At 71.5% G+C, this 19,045-nt stretch carries 19 protein-coding genes; 7 read left to right on the forward strand and 12 right to left on the reverse strand.

The window, feature by feature from the left end; genetic code table 11:
* Window positions 1-42 precede the first annotated feature (42 nt).
* The 8 genes from ABD798_RS29505 to rimP all read right to left on the reverse strand — a co-directional run bounded on the left by ABD798_RS29505 (window position 43) and on the right by rimP (window position 8,606).
* Window positions 43-1,344, reverse strand: coding sequence for an MATE family efflux transporter (locus ABD798_RS29505; protein ID WP_344881910.1), 1,302 nt, complete (start codon window positions 1,342-1,344; stop codon window positions 43-45).
* A 34-nt stretch (window positions 1,345-1,378) separates the two neighbouring features.
* A complete protein-coding gene (locus ABD798_RS29510) occupies window positions 1,379-2,398 on the reverse strand; it encodes a DHH family phosphoesterase (protein ID WP_344881913.1) in 1,020 nt (339 codons plus the stop codon).
* Between the two features lie 4 nt (window positions 2,399-2,402).
* Entirely contained in the window at window positions 2,403-2,843 is a 441-nt protein-coding gene (rbfA, locus tag ABD798_RS29515) for a 30S ribosome-binding factor RbfA (protein WP_344881916.1), read from the reverse strand.
* A gap of 42 nt (window positions 2,844-2,885) precedes the next feature.
* The gene (locus ABD798_RS29520) at window positions 2,886-3,182 is read right to left on the reverse strand and encodes a DUF503 domain-containing protein (protein ID WP_086829167.1); all 297 of its coding nucleotides are present in this window, start codon (window positions 3,180-3,182) and stop codon (window positions 2,886-2,888) included.
* Window positions 3,183-3,399: 217 nt separating this feature from the next.
* Window positions 3,400-6,510, reverse strand: a complete 3,111-nt coding sequence (gene infB / locus ABD798_RS29525) for a translation initiation factor IF-2 (RefSeq protein ID WP_344881919.1) — start codon at window positions 6,508-6,510, stop codon at window positions 3,400-3,402.
* Between the two features lie 78 nt (window positions 6,511-6,588).
* Window positions 6,589-6,921, reverse strand: coding sequence for a YlxR family protein (locus ABD798_RS29530; RefSeq protein WP_344881922.1), 333 nt, complete (start codon window positions 6,919-6,921; stop codon window positions 6,589-6,591).
* Window positions 6,922-7,026: 105 nt separating this feature from the next.
* Entirely contained in the window at window positions 7,027-8,049 is a 1,023-nt protein-coding gene (gene nusA, locus ABD798_RS29535; RefSeq protein WP_344881925.1) for a transcription termination factor NusA, read from the reverse strand.
* The gene (rimP, locus tag ABD798_RS29540) at window positions 8,046-8,606 is read right to left on the reverse strand and encodes a ribosome maturation factor RimP (protein WP_344881928.1); all 561 of its coding nucleotides are present in this window, start codon (window positions 8,604-8,606) and stop codon (window positions 8,046-8,048) included. The genes nusA and rimP overlap by 4 nt, the downstream gene beginning before the upstream one ends.
* Before the next feature lie 154 nt (window positions 8,607-8,760).
* Between rimP and ABD798_RS29545 the strand changes: the two genes are divergently transcribed.
* Together ABD798_RS29545 and ABD798_RS29550 are read left to right on the forward strand one after the other, a co-directional pair.
* On the forward strand, window positions 8,761-9,249 hold the full coding sequence (locus ABD798_RS29545) for a hypothetical protein (protein WP_344881930.1): 489 nt from the start codon (window positions 8,761-8,763) through the stop codon (window positions 9,247-9,249).
* Entirely contained in the window at window positions 9,249-9,710 is a 462-nt protein-coding gene (locus ABD798_RS29550) for a ferritin-like domain-containing protein (protein ID WP_344881933.1), read from the forward strand. Before ABD798_RS29545 ends, ABD798_RS29550 begins: the two co-directional genes overlap by 1 nt.
* 7 nt (window positions 9,711-9,717) lie before the next feature.
* Here ABD798_RS29550 and ABD798_RS29555 read toward each other — a convergent pair whose 3' ends face one another.
* The gene (locus ABD798_RS29555; RefSeq protein ID WP_344881936.1) at window positions 9,718-10,473 is read right to left on the reverse strand and encodes a hypothetical protein; all 756 of its coding nucleotides are present in this window, start codon (window positions 10,471-10,473) and stop codon (window positions 9,718-9,720) included.
* A gap of 160 nt (window positions 10,474-10,633) precedes the next feature.
* Entirely contained in the window at window positions 10,634-11,668 is a 1,035-nt protein-coding gene (locus tag ABD798_RS29560; protein ID WP_344881939.1) for an aminotransferase class V-fold PLP-dependent enzyme, read from the reverse strand.
* Window positions 11,669-11,719: 51 nt separating this feature from the next.
* On the opposite strand from ABD798_RS29560, the gene ABD798_RS29565 reads away from it, so the two are divergent.
* Genes ABD798_RS29565 through ABD798_RS29580 form a run of 4 tightly spaced genes read left to right on the forward strand, consistent with a single transcriptional unit; the run spans window position 11,720 to window position 14,469 of the window.
* Entirely contained in the window at window positions 11,720-12,130 is a 411-nt protein-coding gene (locus ABD798_RS29565; RefSeq protein WP_344881942.1) for a YjbQ family protein, read from the forward strand.
* Between the two features lie 33 nt (window positions 12,131-12,163).
* Complete coding sequence (locus ABD798_RS29570; protein ID WP_344881945.1) at window positions 12,164-12,856, forward strand: DUF8017 domain-containing protein; 693 nt, start codon at window positions 12,164-12,166, stop codon at window positions 12,854-12,856.
* Window positions 12,857-12,895: 39 nt separating this feature from the next.
* Complete coding sequence (locus ABD798_RS29575; protein ID WP_344881948.1) at window positions 12,896-13,780, forward strand: DUF8017 domain-containing protein; 885 nt, start codon at window positions 12,896-12,898, stop codon at window positions 13,778-13,780.
* On the forward strand, window positions 13,777-14,469 hold the full coding sequence (locus ABD798_RS29580) for an HAD family hydrolase (protein ID WP_344881951.1): 693 nt from the start codon (window positions 13,777-13,779) through the stop codon (window positions 14,467-14,469). The genes ABD798_RS29575 and ABD798_RS29580 overlap by 4 nt, the downstream gene beginning before the upstream one ends.
* Before the next feature lie 3 nt (window positions 14,470-14,472).
* On the opposite strand, the gene ABD798_RS29585 is transcribed toward ABD798_RS29580, so the two are convergent.
* Window positions 14,473-16,347 carry a Xaa-Pro dipeptidyl-peptidase gene (locus ABD798_RS29585; protein ID WP_344881954.1) on the reverse strand — a complete coding sequence of 625 codons (1,875 nt, stop codon included), beginning with the start codon at window positions 16,345-16,347 and terminating at the stop codon, window positions 14,473-14,475.
* Window positions 16,348-16,677: 330 nt separating this feature from the next.
* Complete coding sequence (locus tag ABD798_RS29590; protein ID WP_344881957.1) at window positions 16,678-18,426, reverse strand: proline--tRNA ligase; 1,749 nt, start codon at window positions 18,424-18,426, stop codon at window positions 16,678-16,680.
* A gap of 83 nt (window positions 18,427-18,509) precedes the next feature.
* Between ABD798_RS29590 and ABD798_RS29595 the strand changes: the two genes are divergently transcribed.
* On the forward strand, window positions 18,510-18,872 hold the full coding sequence (locus ABD798_RS29595; protein ID WP_344881960.1) for a VOC family protein: 363 nt from the start codon (window positions 18,510-18,512) through the stop codon (window positions 18,870-18,872).
* The last annotated feature ends 173 nt before the right edge of the window (window positions 18,873-19,045 follow it).

Here is a 19,045-nt window from a genome sequence, read left to right on the forward strand (position 1 = left end):
CACCCCCGCGTTAGCCGCGCAAACGTGCACTCGCCCACACTCTTAGCGAACGGCACCGGGGACGGCCCACGCGCCGGAGCGGGCGCGCAGGAGCACGGCGGCCAAGCGCAGCAGCATGAAAGCGGACAGGGCCGTCCACACTCCGGCGAGACCCCAGCCCATCGCGAGGGAGAGCCACACCAGGGGCAGGAAGCCGATCACCGCCGACACGAGGGTCGCGGTGCGCAGGTAGGCGGCGTCGCCCGCGCCGAGCAGCACTCCGTCCAGCGCGAAGACGACACCCGCGATCGGTTGCAGCGCAACGAAGAACCACCACGCGTGCGGAACCTGCGCGAGCACGGCGGCATCGGGGGTGAACACCGGTGGGAGCACGGTCACCAACGCGGCGAAGAGCACGCCCAAGAGAACACCGAACCACAGGCCGTAGACGGTGATCTGTCGCGCGAGGGCCTTGGCGCGCAAGGAATCCGACGAGCCCAGCGCGGCGCCCACGAGCGACTGGGCGGCGATCGCCAGCGAGTCCAGCACGAGCGACAGGAAGGTCCAGAGCTGCAACACCACCTGGTGCGCGGCGGCGGCCTCGGCCGACGTGCGCGCCGCGACGGCCGCCGCGGAGACGAAGCACGCCTGGAACGCGAGGCTGCGCAGGATGAGGTCGCGGCCGAGGCCGAGCTGGGCGCGCATCAGGCGCGGGACCGGGCGCAACGGCACGCGCTCCACCACCAACGCGCGGAGGAACATCGCGGCGGAGATCGCCTGAGCCACCACGTTGGCCACCGCCGAACCGGCGAGCCCCCAGTCCGCCCAGTACACCAGGAGCGGGCACAGAACGGCGGAGATCCCGTTGCCCGCCAACACATATCGGAGTGGCCGGGCGGTGTCCTGCACTCCGCGCATCCACCCGTTGCCCGCCATCGTGATCAACACCAGCGGCGCGCCGAGCAGGGCGATGCGCAGCCAGCCCACGGCGGCGTCGGCGACCGCGCCGGGACCGGCGAGCGCGTGCGCGATCGGGCTCGCGAGCAGCTGCCCGGCCAGCACAAGGACCAGGCCGACCACCACGGCCAGCCAGGTCGCCTGCACGCCCTCCGCGACGGCCTCGGACCGGCGACCGGCGCCGTGCAGCCGCGCCGCGCGAGCGGTCGTGCCGTAGGACAGGAAGGTCAGCTGCGTCGAGACCTGGGCGAGCACGATCCCGCCGATCGCCATCGCCGCCAACGGAACCGCGCCGAGATGACCCACCACGGCGGTGTCCACCAACAGGTACAGCGGCTCAGCGGCAAGCACTCCGAGCGCGGGCAGCGCCAAGCCCAGGATGCGCCGAGGCGACTCAACAACCTTCACGGCCAGAGACTAGGTCAGCCCACCGACAACGCGCTCAGAGCAGCGGAGCGGTCTCCAGGGCGGAACGCACCTGGTCAACGGCCTGGTCGAGCGCGCAGTGCAGTGTCACCCCGGAAGCGAGGCGGTGACCACCGCCACCCAGTGATTCGGCCACGGCACCCACGTCGAGCCGGTCCATCGCGCGCAGCGACACCGTCCACGTCTGCGGCGCGGTCTCCTTGAACACGGCGGCGACCTCGGCCTCACGCGTGGTGCGCAGGATGTCGATCACGCTGTCCACGTCCTCACCGCGCAAGCCCTCCGAGTCCGACGCGCGGACGGCGGCGTGCACGAAACCCAGTCCCTGAGCCGAATCCGGCTCCAGGCTGGCCCCGCCGAGCACCGCGGCGAGCATGCCCATCCAGCCGAACGGGTGCGTGTCCAGCATCGGGCGCAGCGTGGCATCGGGGTCGACCCCGGCGTCCACGAGCCGCGAGGCGATCGCGTAGGTGCCGCCGTTGGCGATGCGGAAGCAGCGGGTGTCGGTGGCCAGGCCCGCGTAGAGGCAGCGGGCGATCGGCTCGTCGACCTCGGCACCGAGCTCGTCCAGCACGCGCAGCACGATCACCGCCGTGGCTTCGGCCTCGGTGTCGACGACGTTGTGCGTGCCGAAACCGGTGTTGGAGGCGTGGTGGTCGAGCACGAGCACCTCGCCCCCGGCCGCCGCGGTCGCGGCGACGCGGTCACCGAGCACGCCGAGCCGGTCGACGCTGCCAGCGTCCAGCGCCACCAGGAACGGCGGCACAGCGGGCACCTCGTCGACACCCACGACGATTCCGGTGGAGTCCAAGCCCCGCAACGACTCCGGCACCTCGGCGGGGTGCCCGAAGGACACCCGCACGGTGGCTCCGCGCCGTTGCAGCGCGATGCCCAGCGCCACCGCAGAGCCGAGCGCGTCGGCGTCGGGGTTGACGTGGGCGAGCAGGGTCACGTCGGGCGCTTCGGCCAACAGCCGCGCCGCCTTCTGCAGCGTGCTGATGCTCGACCCCGCAAGCGGGTCTTCGGGGTCTCGCATAGCACTAGTCCTCGTCCTCGTCCACTTCGCGGGGCTTGCGGTACGGGTCGGCCTCACCGGCGGGCTTGGCGCCGGAGGCGATCCGGGCCACGTCGGCGTCGGCCGCCTGCGCCCTGGCGAGCAGCTCCTCCATCTGCCGGGCGGTGTCGGGCACCGCGTCCAGCACGAAGGCCAGCGAGGGGGTGTAACGCACGCCGGTGCGCTGTCCCACCAGGGAGCGCAGCACACCGGTCGAGCTGGCCAGCGCGGCTGCGGTGCCCGCGTGGTCGGCGTCGTCCCCGAGGACGGTGTAGAACACGGTCGCCTCGCGCAGGTCACCGGTCACCTTGGCCTCGGTCACGGTGACCATGGCCAGGCGGGGGTCCTTCACGTCGTGCTCCAACGCGGACGCGACGATCTGGGCGATCCGCTTGGCGAGCCTGCGGGCGCGGGCCTGGTCGGCCACGGCGCTCCTCCTGTCTTTCTCGTACAGCGCTTCACAGCGCGGCTACTCGTCCTCCGGCCCGAACAACCTGTGCCGGGCGGAGAGAAGTTCCAGTTCGGGGCGTCCGGCCACCAGTCGTTCGCAGGCCGAGAGGACCTCGCGGACGTGCTCGGTGTCCCCCGCCACCGCCGAGACCCCGATCAGGGCGCGGCGGTGCAGGTCCTGGTGGCCCGCCTCGGCGGCGGCCACCTCGAAGCGCTTGCGCAGCTCGGCGATGACCGGCCGCACCAAGGAGCGCTTCTGCTTGAGCGAGTGCACGTCCCCGAACAGGACGTCCAGCTCCAACGATCCCACGTACACGGGCATCACCGTTGTGAATATTCGAGGTGAAGGAGCGAGCGGGCGAACCGGCGCCGGTCCTCGACCTGGCGACCGGGCTGGTTCGGCGGAAGCTCGCACCATAAGGGGTACGGGGGACTCGGTCCCCCGAGTGGCACAAGGAACGGGGAAGGTGGCCCGGAGGCCACCGAACACCCCGAGGACGGCCGGGTGCGGAACACCCGGCCGTCGTCGGACATCAGTTGCGCGGCTTCTCGCGCATCTCGAAGGTCTCGATCGAGTCGCCGATCTTCAGATCGCCGTACGAACCGAGGGTGATACCGCACTCGTAGCCCTCGCGGACCTCGGTCGCGTCGTCCTTGAAACGGCGCAGCGAGGTGATCGAGAGGTTGTCGGCGACCACGACGTTGTCGCGCAGCAGTCGCGCCTTGGTGTTGCGCTTGATCTCGCCGGACATGACCAGGCAACCGGCGATGGTGCCGAACTTGGAGGACTTGAAGACCTCGCGGACCTCGGCCTTGCCGAGCGCGACCTCCTCGTAGATCGGCTTGAGCATGCCCTTGAGGGCCGCCTCGATCTCGTCGATCGCCTGGTAGATGACCGTGTAGTAGCGGACGTCCACGCCCTCGCGGTTGGCCAGCTCCGTGGCCTTGCCCTCCGCGCGGACGTTGAAGCCGAGCACGATCACGTTGTCGGCGATGGCGAGGTTGATGTCGCCCTCGGTGATGCCACCGACGCCGCGGTGGATGACCCGCAGCTCGACGTCCTCGCCGACCTCCAGCTTGACCAGGGCGCTCTCCAGCGCCTCGACCGTACCGGAGTTGTCACCCTTGATGATCAGGTTGAGCTGGCGCGTCTCCTTCAGAGCCGCGTCCAGGTCTTCCAGGCTGACGCGCTTGCGCTTGGCCGCCTGCTGGGCGTTGCGCTCACGAGCGCGGCGCCGGTCGGCGATCTGGCGGGCGACGCGGTCCTCGTCGACCACGAGGAAGGTGTCACCGGCGCCGGGAACCGACGTGAAACCGATGACCTGCACCGGACGCGACGGGGTCGCCTCCAGCACGTCCTCGTTGTACTCGTCGACCATCCTGCGCACGCGGCCGTACGCGTCACCGGCGACGATGGAGTCACCGATGCGCAGCGTGCCGCGCTGGACGAGGACGGTGGCGACGGAACCGCGGCCGCGGTCGAGGTGGGCCTCGATCGCGACACCCTGGGCCTGCATGTCCGGGTTGGCCCGGAGGTCCAGCGTGGCGTCCGCGGTCAGCAGGATCGCCTCCAGCAGGCCGTCGATGTTCGTGCCCTGCTTCGCGGAGATGTCCACGAACATCGTCTCGCCGCCGTACTCCTCGGCGACCAGCCCGTAGTCGGTGAGCTGCTGGCGGATCTTCTGCGGGTTCGCACCCGGCTTGTCGATCTTGTTGACCGCCACCACGACCGGCACGTTCGCGGCCTGCGCGTGGTTGATGGCCTCCACCGTCTGCGGCATCACACCGTCATCGGCGGCGACCACGATCACCGCGATGTCGGTGGAGTTGGCGCCACGGGCACGCATGGCGGTGAACGCCTCGTGACCGGGGGTGTCGATGAAGGTGATCAGGCGGTCGCGGCCCTCGAGCCCCGCCATGACCTGGTAGGCGCCGATGTGCTGGGTGATGCCACCGGCCTCGCCCTCGTGCACGTTCGCCTTGCGGATCGTGTCGAGCAGGCGGGTCTTACCGTGGTCGACGTGACCCATGACGGTGACGACCGGCGGGCGGAACTCGAGCTCTTCCTCGCCGCCCTCGTCCTCGCCGTAGCTGATGTCGAAGGACTCCAGCAGCTCGCGGTCCTCCTCCTCGGGGCTGACCACGAGGACGCGGTAGTTCATCTCCTGGCCGAGCAGCTCCAGGATCTCGTCGGTGACCGACTGCGTCGCGGTGACCATCTCACCGAGGTGGAACATCGCCTGCACCAGCGCGGCCGGGTTGGCGTTGATCTTGTCGGCGAAGTCCGTCAGCGAGGCGCCGCGCGCGAGCCGGACGACCTCGCCCTGGCCCTTCGGCAACCGCACGCCACCGATGGACGGGGCCTGCATGTTGTCGAACTCCTGCCGCTTCTGCCGCTTCGACTTGCGGCCCTTGCGGCTCGGGCCGCCGGGACGGCCGAACGCGCCAGCGGTACCACCGGCACGGCCACGGCCACCGCCGCCGCCACCCGGGCGGAAACCGCCACCACCGGGACGGAAACCGCCACCGGGAGCGCCGCCACCACCGGGGGCACCGGCACCGCCGCCGCCACCGGGACGGAAGCCGCCACCGCCGCCACCGCCACCGCGGAAGCCGCCGCCACCGCCGCCGCCACCGGGGCGGAAGCCACCGCCACCGCCGCCGGGACCGCCACGGCCGCCACCGGCACCGCCGGGGCCACCACGGCCACCGCCGGGACCACCGCGACCGCCACCGGGACCACCGGCGGGGCGCTGCGGACGGGGCGGCATCATGCCGGGGTTCGGGCGCGGGGGCATGTTGCCCGGGGTCGGGCGCGGGCCACCGGGACGCGCGTCACCGCGCGGGGCCTGGGCCGGACGGCCCTCGCCACCGGGACGGCCCTCGCCACCCGGGCGGCCTTCGCCACCGGGACGCGGAGCACCCGGACGCGGGCCACCCGGGGCCTGCGGGCGCTGGGCGGGAGCACCGCCACCGACGCCGAAGGGGTTGTTGCCGACCCGGGGAGCGCGCGGACCCGGCTTCGGGGACTGCGGCTTCGGCGGGACGACGGACGGAGCGGCCTGCGCGGGCTTGGGGCCGGGGCGCGGACCGGGCTTGGCACCCGACGGGGACGCCGAGGCCGCGGGAGCGGCGGGCGTCGCGGGCTTGGCCGCCTGCTGCTCGGGCGCCTTGGGCGCGGGAGCGGCAGGCTTGAACTCGGCGACCGCGGGCTTGACCTGCTCGACCGGGGCCGGAGCGGGCTTGACCTCTTCGACCTTGGGGGCCGGAGGGCGGGGGCCGGGCTTGGGGCCGGGTCCGGGACGCGGACCGGGCTTGTTCTCCGAAGACGGCGCCGACGACACAGAAGGCGCCGCGGCCGGGGCGGACGACGCCGGGGCCGCCGGAGCGGGCTTGGGGGCCGGGGCACCGGACTGCGGTGCCGGGCCGGGCTTGGGGGCCGGGGGTCCGGGCCTGGGCGCGGACGGACGCTTGTCCGCCTTGCCGCCCGGGTAGGAGTCCCGCAGCTTGCGGGCGACCGGGGCCTCCACGGTGGAGGACGCCGACTTCACGAACTCACCAAGCTCCTTGAGCTTGTTCAGAACGTCCTTGCTGGTGACACCGAGCTCTTTCGCGAGCTCGTGCACACGGGCCTTGCCTGCCACTTGTCTCCTCACTGGGAGGCCGAGCGGCAAGCCCGCACGACCTCGTCCTACCGTCGAAGCGCGTTCATGTCTTCAGCTTCACGGCTGATTCATGATCGGTCGACCTGCTTCCTTCGCATTGCACGACGGGGAGGTTCCCTCGTCGGTCGAGAGCCGGGCCACCTTGGCGAGGTGGGAGCCGATCGGGGCGGTGTCGAGCGGGCCGGCGAAGCGCAGTGCTCGCGGGAACGCCCTTCGCCGTTCGGCGAGGCGAAGGCACTCGGGATCGGGGTGCAACCAGGCGCCCCGTCCCGGGAGCCGACGCCGGGGGTCGGGAACGACGGAATCGCCCGAGACCACCACGCGCAGAAGCTCAGCGGCGAGCGCCCGGGTGCGGCATCCGACACACGTTCGAACAGCAGACGTGCGCATTGGATCCCGTTCCCCGGCGCCCTGAACCACTCATGAGTCTAACGCCTAGGGCGAACCGGTTGTTCACCGGCGCCCGGAGATCTTGCCGACACCCGTCGGCGACCCCTACTCGGCGGTGCCCGAGGACCCCGCTCCCGGAGCGCTCGGGGTGTCCGGCGCGGCGTCGCTGCGGATGTCGATCCGCCAGCCGGTGAGCCGCGCGGCGAGGCGGGCGTTCTGGCCCTCCTTGCCGATGGCCAGCGAGAGCTGGAAGTCCGGGACCACCACGCGCGCGGTCTTGGCGCGCTCGTCCACCACGGTCACCGAGATGACCTTCGCGGGCGAGAGCGCGTTGCCGACGAAGCTCGCGGGGTCGTCGGCGTGGTCGACGATGTCGATCTTCTCGCCGGCCAGCTCGCTCATCACGTTGCGCACGCGCGCGCCCATCGGGCCGATGCACGCGCCCTTGGCGTTCACCCCGTGCACGGTGGAACGGACCGCGATCTTGGTGCGGTGCCCGCCCTCGCGCGCGACCGCGGCGATCTCCACGGTGCCGTCGGCGATCTCCGGGACCTCCAGCGCGAAGAGCTTCTTCACCAGACCCGGGTGGGTCCTGGACAGGGTCACCTGGGTGCCCCGCGCCGCCCTGGACACGGTGACCACGTAGCACTTGAGGCGCATGCCGTGGGTGTAGGTCTCGCCGGGCACCTGCTCGGCGGGCGGGATCACGCCCTCGATGTCGCCGACCTTGACGACCACCATGCCGCGCGAGTTGGCGCGGGCGTCGCGCTGCACGACACCGGCGAGGATCTCGCCCTCCTTGGTGGCGAACTCGCCGAAGGTGCGCTCGTGCTCGGCGTCGCGCAGGCGCTGCAGGATGACCTGGCGCGCGGTGGTCGCGGCGATGCGCCCGAAGCCCTCGGGGGTGTCGTCCCACTCGTCGGCGATCACGCCGTCGGGCTGGACGTCCTGGGCCAGCACCCGCACGATGCCGGTCTTGCGGTCGATCTCCACGCGCGCGTGCTGGAAGTGACCGTCGGTGTGCTTGTAGGCGGTCAGCAGCGCGGTCTCGATGGCGCCGAGCACCGTCTCGAAGGGGATCTCCTTTTCGCGCTCGATCGCCCGGAGCGCGGCGATGTCCACGTTCATTTCGACTCCTCCTCCGTTGTGTCGTTCGTGTCTGCGTCGTTCGCGCCCAGCGCCGCCAGTTCCTTGGCGGGGGGCGCGTTGAACTCGATCTCGACCTTGGCGCTGGCGACGTCGGTGTAGACGACGCGCCGCAGCGCTCCGCCGACCAGCAGCTGGACGCCCTCGTCATCGGCATCGCCGACCCTGCCGACGAACTCGGAGCCGTCGGAGAGGCGGACCTTGGCCAGCCGCAGGCGGGTGTGCCGCCAGTGCCGGGCCTTGGTCAGCGGGGCGTCGAGCCCGCGCGAGGAGACCTCCAGGGTGTAGGCGTCCTTGAGCACGTCCTCGCGCGCGTCGAGCGCCTCGGCGACCGAACGGGAGGCCTCGGCCACCTCGTCCAGGTTCACCCCGCGCTCAGAGTCGACGACGACGCGCAGAACCCGTCGGCGGCCCGCCGACCGCACGTCGAGTTCCTCCAACTCGAACCCCGCCGCGCGGACGGCCTCGTCCACGAGGGGTTCGAGCTGCGCGGTGAGCTGGTCCCGAGGACCAGGCCCCCCGTGCTGCCTGCTGGACACCTGTCGGGCTCCCTAGCTCTTGAAGTTGAACCCACGAAATCGGCCGGTGCGCGAACGCCGCACCGGTCCGGTCGCACAGCGTAGCTCCTCGCCCCGCGCGAGCACGTATCCGTGATCGCCGCCCGATCGAGGGAGCCTGGCAGGATGGGCTTTCGTGGTCTCAGGACATTCCTCAGGACATTCTCGCCGCGGTTTCCTGCGCGCCGGGCTCGCGGGCGCGGTGGCGCTGCCGCTGAGCGCGTGCACCGGTGAGCCGACCCCGGACAAGCCCGATCCGCTGGAGGAGCTCGCCGCGCAGGCGCGCTCGGACGCCGAGCTCGCCAAGGCGGTCGCGACGGCGCACCCCTCGCTCGCGGCGAAGGCCGACGCGGTCGCGGCGGACCGGCGCGCGCACCACGGCGCGTTCGAGAAGGAGCTGAACCGGGCCCGACCCGCACGCGTAAGCGCGACAGCGACTCCGCCGCCCGCACCGGCTCCGAGTGCGCCGCAGCAGGCCTCGGCCGCGCTGAGCGCCTTGAAGGAGGCGCTGACGACCGGGGAGAAGCGCGCGGCGGAGTTGGTGCCGTCGTTGCCGAAGCACCGCGCGGGCCTGGTCGGCTCGGTCGCGGCGAGCTGTGCGTGCCTGCGGGAGGTGCTGGCCTGATGTTCGTCCGTACGCAGAAGAACCCGCCGTCGCAGGAGACGGTGAACGCGGTGCAGCAGGCGCTGGCCGCCGAGCACGCCGCCGAGTGGGCCTACGGCTTGGCATCGGCGTTCTTGCCCTCGTCGGCCGACGCGTCGATCCGTGAGGGCGAGACGTCGCACCGCGCGCGACGCGACGCCGTGGAGCGGTTGTTGCGCGACGCGGGGGCCACGCCTGTGCCCGCTGAGCCCGCCTACCAACCGCCTCAGCCGGTGACGAACCAGGCGAGCGCGGCCGGGCTGCTGGCGTCAGCGGAGACCGACGCGGCGTCGGCGTGGCACGGCGTGCTCGAACGATCGGACGAGGAGTCGTTGCGGCGCACGGCGTTGGAGGGACTGACGGCCTCGGCGGTGCGCACCGCGCGCTGGCGCAAGATGGCTGGGCAGACCCCGACGACGACCGCGTTCCCCGGCCGCCAGTAGGGACCCGTCAGGTGTTGATGGCGCGCCCGACGCGGAGCGCGTCCGTGCTGACTTCCTGAAGCAGGTCGACGTCCTTGCGCGTGTGGTTGTAGAAGTCCGACTCCGCGATCAGCACCGTCGTGCCCTCGACGCTTGAGGCGTAGCCCGCGTCCTTGAACTGCGCGGGCCCGCCAGGCACGTTGCGGTTCTCGCGGATGAGGTCGTTGACGTTGCCGGTCTTGTCGGACTTGGTGAGCTGCTCCAGCGCTGTCGCGTCGTTGACGGTGGGCATCGTGACCAGGGCCAGGGAGACCACGACCGGGGAGCCGTCCTTGGCCTTGGTGGCGAACAGCAGGCGGAGCATGCGCTCGCACGGCGTCTTGCGGAGAAACTGCTGCGTGTCGTCGTAGGCATGCGCGGCGCAGTCCTTGTCGGCGACGGTCGCGTGCTCCTCGTAGACCAGCTGCGGCGGATCGGCGGGCAGCGTCGCGACACCGGTGATCGTGCCGCCGCTCGCGCCCCAGAGCGTGCCGGAGAACAGTGCGACGGCCGCGAGCACTCCGCCCTTGATCAGCCAGCCCTTGCGCGAGCGGTCGGCCACGAGCGCGGCAACGCGGTCGGACGCGCTGGGGCCGTCCGAGCCCTGCGCGGGCGGCTCCGCGACCTTGGCCGCCTCGGGCCGCCGTCGCGGAGCTGGGGCGGGTTCGGTCAGGGGCGAGGTGTCCCACTCAACGGGCTCCACTCGCGTCATCACCTGTCCGTCCGATGAGCGCAGATCCGACACGATGGCTCACGGTAACGGTCTCCCGGGGGAAACGCGACGCGTCCCTACAACCTTGATAACGGCATGCGCCAGCCTTGGCGTTCACCTGTCCGCGTGAACAGCGGTAACGGACAGATAGTCACGGTCCAGACAATTCCACCCGTTCGAGATTCACGCTCGGTCAAAGCCTGACCGCGCGCAGCACCAGCTCGACGTCCTCCTCGGAGTTGTAGAGGTGGAAGCCGAGCCTGGTCCGCCCGGCGCGGGAGGCCGACCTCACCCCGGCCTCGGCGAGCCGCCGGTTCTGCTCCTCGGAGAGTTCGAGGGAGACGATCGCGGACCCGGCAGGGGGCAGGTCCAGCTCGGCCAGCAGCCCGTCAGCCAGACCGACGCAGTGCGCGCGCACCGCGGACAGGTCCAGGTCGGCCAGGAACTCCAGCGACGCCGCGCCGCCGATTTGGGCCAACCACACCGGCGAGAGGTCCAGCCGACGCGCGCTGCGCGCCAACCGCAGCGGCAGCCCGTAGATCGACTGCCACGGGTCCTCGCCCGCGTACCAGTTCGCCGAGTGCACGACCAGCTCTTCGAGCGCGTCCGGCCGCACGGCCAGCCAGGCGGCTCCGCGCGGGCAGAGCAGCCACTTGTAGGCGGCGGCCACCACCCAGTCCGCCCACCCCAGGTCGAGCGGCGTCCAGCCGGCGGCCTGCGTGGCGTCCAACAGCACCCGTGCACCGGAGCGGGCGGCGGCCTCGCGCAGCGCCTCCAGGTCGACCTGCTCGCCGTTGGCCGATTGCACGACGCTCACCGCGACGATGTCGTGACCGTCCACGGAGGACGGTAGTTCGGCGAGGTCGGCCTCGGTCACCTTCACGCCGCGATGTGCTTGCGCGGCAAAGGGAAACGTCAGGCTGGTGAACTCGTTCGCGGCGGTGAGCACCCGACTGCCGTCCGGCACGCTCGCGGCGACGACGCCGACGAGCTGGGAACCGCTCGCCCCTGCCGCGACGTCCTCGGTCCGGAATCCGACCAGCGAGGCGAAGGCGGCTCGCGCGCGCAGCACCAGCCCGTCGAAGTCGGCCGGGTGGTCGGCGCCCGCACCCCAGCGCTGAACCGACTCGCGCACGGCGTCGACGGTCGGTTGGGACGGGACGCCGATGCTCGGCGTGTTGAGGTAACCGGCGGGGACGTCGAAGTTCGCTCCGAAGGCAAGGCGCATGCCTCCGAGCGTATGCACAGCTCCAGCGGATTTCGGACTAGTTTGAGGGACATGCGTTCCGAGGTGATCGAGATCAGGACCGGCTCCGTGGAGGTCGTCCACGACCTGACGGCGGAGTGCGAGCGGTTCCTGGCCGGGGTGGACGGCGCCGACGGGCTGCTGCACGTGTGGGTGCCGCACGCGACCGCGGGCCTCGCGGTGCTGGAGACCGGCGCGGGCAGCGACGACGACCTGCTGGCCGCGCTGCGCGAGCTGCTGCCCGCCGACGACCGCTGGCGGCACCGCCACGGCTCCAAGGGGCACGGCCGCGATCACGTGCTGCCCGCGCTGGTTCCGCCCTACGCGACGGTCCCGGTCCTCGGCGGGCGCATGGCGCTGGGCACGTGGCAGTCGGTGTGCCTGGTCGACACCAACCGCGACAACCCGGTCCGCAACGTCCGGCTCAGCTTCCTCGCGGGCTGAGCCGTGCGGGGGCCGAACGGGCGCAGGAACGCGATGATCATCACGCTGTTGCTGGTGATCGTCGCGGCAGGGGCGACCGCTGCCGTGCTGCTGCTCTCGCGCGGCGGCGGCAGGACCGCGTCGAGCACCACCAGCGCGCCCCCGCCGCCTCCCGAGAAGACCACCCGGCCCCCCGCGACCACCAAGCCGCTGCCGCCCGCGCGCAACACCGGCTGGCAGGTGATCGTCAACCAGGACGCGGGACTGGTCTACGAGGTGCCGGGTTCTTGGGCGATCGGCAACTCCAGGATGGCCAGGCCCGGCGGAGTGCTGTCGCTGAGCGGGCTCGCCGCCGCGCGGCCCTTCCAGTGCGACGGCGCCGAGTTCGTCCGGGGCGAGATCGGCTCCGGCCGCACGGCGCGCAGGGACGACCCCGCGATCGTCGCGGGCGAGGTGGCCGAGGGCGCAGCCAGGACCGGGTACGCCTCCCCCACGGTCGAGCTGGCCGCGCCGACCCCCACCACAGTCGACGGCCTCACCGGGGCCACCGTGGTCGCCGAGGTCTCCTCCGCGTCGCAGAACCCTTGCCGCGCGAGCAAAGCGCGGATCACGGTGCTCGCGCTCGCCACGCCCAACGGCACGGTCGCGGTCAAGATCGAGGTGCCGGAGGACGGCAAGGACGCGGAGTTCTCCCCCAGCGCGGAGGACGTCCGCAGGATTCTGGAGTCCGTCCGGGTGGCGAGCTGACTTGCCCCCTCCGCGCGCCCTGGGAGTACCGTCGCTGCCGTGACGTGGCCAGGTGGTGGACAGGACCAGCAGGGACAGCAGCCGCAGTACGGCGGCTTCGGCCAGGGCGGGTACGGCGGGCTCGGCGCCTTCGACCAGCAGCCGCAGAAGAAGAAGGGCAAGCACACCAAGGCCATTCTCTTCAGCGGCCTCGGCGTCGTGCTGGTCGCCGCGGTCGTGGTCACCGTCGTCCTGCTGACCAACGGCAAGAGCCCCCAGGCCGCGCCGACACCGCCGCCCCCGGGCCCGACGACCTCCTCGAAGGACGTCGCGAAGGGCCCGGAGCCGGTTCGCGAGGCCGCGAAGAACCCGGGCTGGCAGGTCGTGGCCAACTCGGTCGCCAGGCTGCTGTACGAGGTGCCCCCGGCGTGGAAGCCGAAGCCGCCCGCGGACATGCGCAACGCGCTCGGGACCCCGGGCATCAGCACCCTCGCGGCGCTGGGGGCCTACCAGTGCGGTGGCGGGACCTACTCGCGCGGCGTGACCGGCATGCTGGGGCTCAAGCCGAAGGAGGGCGGCCCCGCGCTGGAGGCCGGAACCATCGCCGCCGACTACGCCAAGGGCTTCGCGAGCTCCTTCTACCAGTTCACCAAGGACGGCAAGACGCAGCAGCCGGAGGTGAAGCTCGGCCAGCCGAAACCGGTGGAGCGCCAGGGCTTCCCCGGTGTGGTGTTGGAGGCGACGGCCACCACCGCGCCCGGCGAGCCGTGCATGGCCGCCTCCGGCAAGGTGATCGCGGTCGCGTTCGTGCTCAAGCCCGACCACGCGATCGTCATGGTGGCCAACTCCGACACCGCCGCGGTCGCCGGGCAGGAGTCGGCGCCGACCGCGACCGACGACGAGCTGAACAAGATCGTCGACAGCTTCCGCATCGCCTCGGAATGAGCCCGAACCGCTTGGTGCTGTGGGACATCGACCTGACGCTGGTCGAGCTGCGCGGCCTCGGGATGCACTGGTACCGCCGCGCGCTGGCCGCCGCGACCGGGACCGAACTGGTGCACGAACCGCCGACGGCGGGCCGCACGGAGCGCTGGATCAGCACCGAGATCCTTGCAGCGCACGGGTTGCCGACCGACGACGCTTCGGTGCGCGGGCTCTTCGCCGCGCTCACAGAGGCGGTGGAAGCCGATCTGGACGTGCTGCCCGTGCGTGGGCGCGCGCTGCCGGGCGCGGTCGAGGCGCTGGACGCGGTGGCGCTGCGCACGGACGTGGCGCAGGGCCTGGTCACGGGGAACCTGGTCGAGATCGCCAGGCACAAGCTCGGCGCCTTCGGCCTCGATCGGCGGTTGGACCTGGCGATCGGTGGCTACGGCGATGCGTCGTTGGTGCGAGCGGACCTGGTGGCCGCGGCCGTTGAAGCCGCGACCTCCAGGCACACCAACGGTTTCGCCGCCGACGCAGTGATCGTCTTCGGCGACAGCCCGCACGACATCACCGCCGCGCGCCACCACGGCGCTGTGGCGGTCGGCGTGGCTACGGGCCACAGCAGTGCTTCGGAGCTGCGCGCGGCCGGGGCCGACGTGGTCCTCTCGGACCTCGCCGACACCGCGGCCGTGCTCAGCATCCTCGGGTAGCTGTCAGAACTTGATCGAGCGCACGCCCCCGACGATCGGGAGCTCCAGGTTGCTCGGCGCGAGCGTGATCTCCACCTTGTTCGCCTTGGCGTCAGGGGTGATGTAGCTCGGCAGGTTCTGCACCAGGACGAGGCCGATGCGGTGCCCGGCCGGGAACACGTAGTCCTTCGGGTGCAGCTCCCACTTGACGTTGTAGGTCCGGCCCGGCACGAGGTCCTGGCCCTGGGTGAGCGACTGGTTGTTCTTCATGTCGATCGAGCCCCGGGTGATCACCTTGTACGGCGTCGCCGCGGTGACCTCGACGGGCGGGGCCGCGCAACCGGTGCGACGACGCAGGTCCGCCTGCTCGCACGAGTCGGTCATCAGCTCGATCGGCGACTTGCCCAGCGCCTCGGTGCGCGTCGCCTGGCCGTAGTCGACCAGCAGCGCGGTCAGCGGGGCGCTCGTGGTGTCCGCGCTGGCGTTGACGTTCACCGACGCCGTTCCGGAGAGCCGGACGGCCTCCTTCAGCGGCTCGGTCAGGTAGGCGAGGCGGTTGGCCTTGGCCAGCTCCGGGTCTCCGGCGGCTGCGGACTCCGACTGGTTCTTCAGGTCGGTGATCACCTGCTTGGCCGGGTCGGCGACCGGCTGCGGCTTGAGCACGCCCGGCGCGCCCTGTCCACCGGCGCCGAGGAACAGCTTCGCCTTCTTGGCCGCCGCGTCCGGCCAGCTCGCGTGGGTCTCCCAGGTGCCGTCCGGCCGCTGGATGTCGGCCATCGGCTCGGACATCACGCCGTTCTGCAGGCCCAGCAGCCAGTGGTCCATCCACCGGTGCATGACGCCTTCCCACTCGGCCTTGCGGATGCCGATCGGGTCGCTGTGCGCGCCTCGGTGCAGCCAGACCTTGCGCGGCACGTCGAGCTTCTGCAGCTCGTACCACCACTTGGAGAAGTGGCCGGGCTTGACGTTCCAGTCCTCCTGGCCGTGCACCACGAACACCGAGGCCTTCACCTTCGCAGCGTCCGGGCGGTAGTCCCGCTCGGCCCAGAACTTGGTGTAGTCGTAGGTGTCGTCGTTCGCCCGGTCGCCGAGCGACTTCACGAAGGCGGCGCACTTCGCCTTGGCGGCCGGGCTGATCACGTAGTTCGCCAGCCACTCCGGGTAGCGGTTGCCCCACGCGCCCTGGTAGCCGATGCCCTGGTCGCGGGTGTAGTCGTACCAGCTGGAGATCGCCGCGATCGGCACGATCGTCTTGAGGCCGTCCACACCGCGCGCGGCGAGGGCGTTGGGCAGCGTGCCGTTGTAGGAGACGCCGAGCATGCCGACCGCGCCGGTGCTCCACGAGGCCACGGCGGGCTTCCCGTCGGCGTAGAAGGCCTTCGCGCGGCCGTTGAGCCAGTCCACCGAGGCTTCGATGGAGGAGGTGTCCTCGGAGTCACCCGTGGTGGGGCAGCCCTGGGAGCGGGCCGTGCCCTGCATCTCGACCTCGACCACCGCGTAGCCGCGCGGCACGAAGAACTCGTCGTACCACCGGCCGAACCCGCGCGGGGCCGCTCCCGGCAGGAAGTTCTCGTCGCCGCCACGGGCTCGCGCCGCTGCCGCCGCCGAGTAGTAGGGGCTGGCCTCCATGACCGTCGCCGACTTCAGCCCGGAGTTGGTCTCCTTGGGCCGCATCACGTCGGCGGCGATGCGGTCCGGCTTGCCGTCCGCATCGCTGTCGATCTTGGACTCGATGTAGACCGTCTCCCGGATCGCCTCCGCGTAGGAGTAGATCGGCTTGGTCTCGTTGTCGACGACGTTGTTGGCTGGCTGAGCGAAGGCAGGAACCCCCGCCAGGGTCGCGGCGGCCGCGGCCGCCAACCCGGTCAAGAGCGCGATCGATCTGCGCAGGTGTCGCATGCTGTCCTCCTGGGCGCCCACCCGGCAGGGTTCGGGTGGGCCACGAGAACCAGGCAACCGGGTCCCCGCGCCCGCGCGAAAGCGACCAAAGGCGGGCGATATTCACATCCGCCTACTCCATCCGGCCGCACATCACGCGGAGTTCGCCAGTCTTCAAGACCCGCAAACCCCGCCCCCAGCGATCGCGAACAGCTACAAACCCCGGGCACCCCGGCAACGCCAACAGCCGCAGACCCTCAAGGGGTTTGCGGCTGTTGAAGACGTGCGGAGCGGGGGTTCGCGGGTCTTGAAGACTGCGGAACCCCCGCTGCGGTCGGGTTGCGGCGGAGCTCAGGTGCGGCAGAGGTCGACGAGGTGGGCGACGACCTTGTCCACGCCGACCTCGACGCGCTCGCCGGTGGCGCGGTCCTTGACCTCGACCACGCCGTTGGCGAGGCCGCGACCGACCACGAGGATCGTCGGCACACCAACGAGTTCGGCATCGGCGAACTTCACGCCGGGCGAAGCCTTGCGGTCGTCGAGCAGCACCCGGACGCCCGCGGCGTCCAGCTCGGCGGCGATCCGCTCCCCGCCCTCGCGCACGGTGTCGTCCTTGCCCGCGATGACCACGTGCACGTCAGCGGGAGCGATCTCGCGCGGCCACACCAGGCCCTTGTCGTCGGCGCGCTGCTCGGCGATGACGGCGAGCGCCCGCGAGACACCGATGCCGTAGGAGCCCATGGTGATGCGCACGGGCTTGCTGTCCGGCCCGAGCGCGTCGAGGCCGAACGCGTCGGCGTACTTGCGGCCGAGCTGGAAGATGTGGCCGATCTCGATGCCGCGCGCCATGACGAGCTTGCCGCCGCCGTCGGGGGACTCGTCGCCCTCGCGCACCTCGGCGGCCTCGATCGTGCCGTCCGGGGTGAAGTCGCGGCCCGCGACGAGGTCCACGACGTGGTGGTCGGCCTTGTCGGCGCCGGTCACCCACGCGGTCCCGGTGACGACGCGCGGATCGACGAGGTAGCGAACCCCGTTGTCCTGCAACGCCTTCGGGCCGATGTAGCCCTTGACCAGCCACGGGTTGGCCTTGAAGTCGGCCTCCTCGACGAGCGCGACCTCGGCGGGCGCGAGCCCGGCCTCCACGCGCTTGAGGTCCACCTCGCGGTCACCCGGCAGGCCGATCGCCAGCAGCGTCCACTCCTTCGCACCGGGCACGCGGGTCTTGAACAGCACGTTCTTCAGCGTGTCCGCGCCGGTGAACTCGCGGCCGAGCCCGGCGCCGTTGAGGAAGGCCACCAGCGTCTCGATCGTCGGGGTGGCAGGCGTGTGGTGCACCTGCGCCGCGGGCAGGCCGTCGAGCGGGCGCGCTGGCGGGACCGGCGTGGTCACGGCCTCGACGTTGGCCGCGTAGCCGCTCTCCAGGCAGCGCACGTAGGTGTCCTCGCCGACCTCGGCGGGGGCCAGGAACTCCTCGCTCGCGGAGCCGCCCATCGCGCCCGAGACGGCGGAGACCACGTGGTACTCGATGCCCAGCCGCTCGAAGATCCGGATGTAGGCGTCGCGGTGCGCCTGGTAGGAGCTGGACAGGCCCTCGTCGGTGAGGTCGAAGGAGTAGGAGTCCTTCATGACGAACTCGCGGCCGCGCAGGATGCCCGCGCGGGGGCGCTCCTCGTCCCGGTACTTGTTCTGGATCTGGTAGAGCACGACCGGGTAGTCCTTGTAGGAGCTGAACTCACCCTTGACCATCAGGGTGAACAGCTCCTCGTGCGTCGGTCCCAGCAGGTAGTCGGCGTTCTTGCGGTCCTTGAGCCGGAACAGCGTGTCGCCGTACTCGGTCCAGCGGCCGGTGCTCTCGTAGGCCTCGCGCGGCAGCAGCGCGGGGAAGTGGACCTCCTGCGCGCCGATCGCGTCCATCTCCTCGCGGACGACCCGCTCGACGTTGCGCAGCACGCGCCAGCCCAGTGGCAGCCAGGAGTACACGCCCGGGGCGACACGGCGGACGTACCCGGCGCGCACGAGGAGCTTGTGGCTGGGCACCTCTGCGTCGGCCGGGTCCTCACGCAGGGTCCGCAGGAACAGCGACGACATCCTGGTGATCACTGGCTGAACTCCTTCATTCCGTGGTTCGAGCAGCCTAACGATGGGCTCCCGGATGTCGGTCGGCGCGTCTACCGTGCGATCGCATGGGACTCAACATCGCCTGCATCACCATCGACTGCGCCGACCCGGCGAAGCTCACCGCGTTCTGGACCGAGGCGCTCGACTTCACGGTCGTCGCCGACCTCGGCGAGTTCGTCTTCCTCGCGCCGAAGGACGCCAGGGGCGCCGCGATCGGCCTCCAGCGCGTCGACGAGCCGAAGCGCGACAAGAACCGCGTGCACGTGGACCTCAGCGCGGACGACCGCCATGCCGAGGTGCAGCGGCTGGTCGCGCTCGGCGCCTCGGTCAGCGGCGAGTTCACCGTGCCCGGGCTGACCTGGACCGTGCTCACCGACCCCGAGGGCAACGAGTTCTGCGTCTCCGAGCGCTCCGAGATGCCCACCTGAGGCTTCACCGCGCAGCTGGCGTGGCGACGCGCTTCCGCCACCGCCCCGGACGCCCGCGAGGCCGTCCTCAGCGAGCAGGCCGACCCTCAACCTCCTCAGCGCGGACTGATGAACCCAATGTGGCATTGGTTACGTCTCGCGAAACAAACGCCACATTGGGTACGTACCAAGCC

The sequence above is a fragment of the Allokutzneria multivorans genome, from assembly GCF_039537405.1.
GTDB classification, from domain to species: Bacteria; Actinomycetota; Actinomycetes; order Mycobacteriales; family Pseudonocardiaceae; genus Allokutzneria; species Allokutzneria multivorans.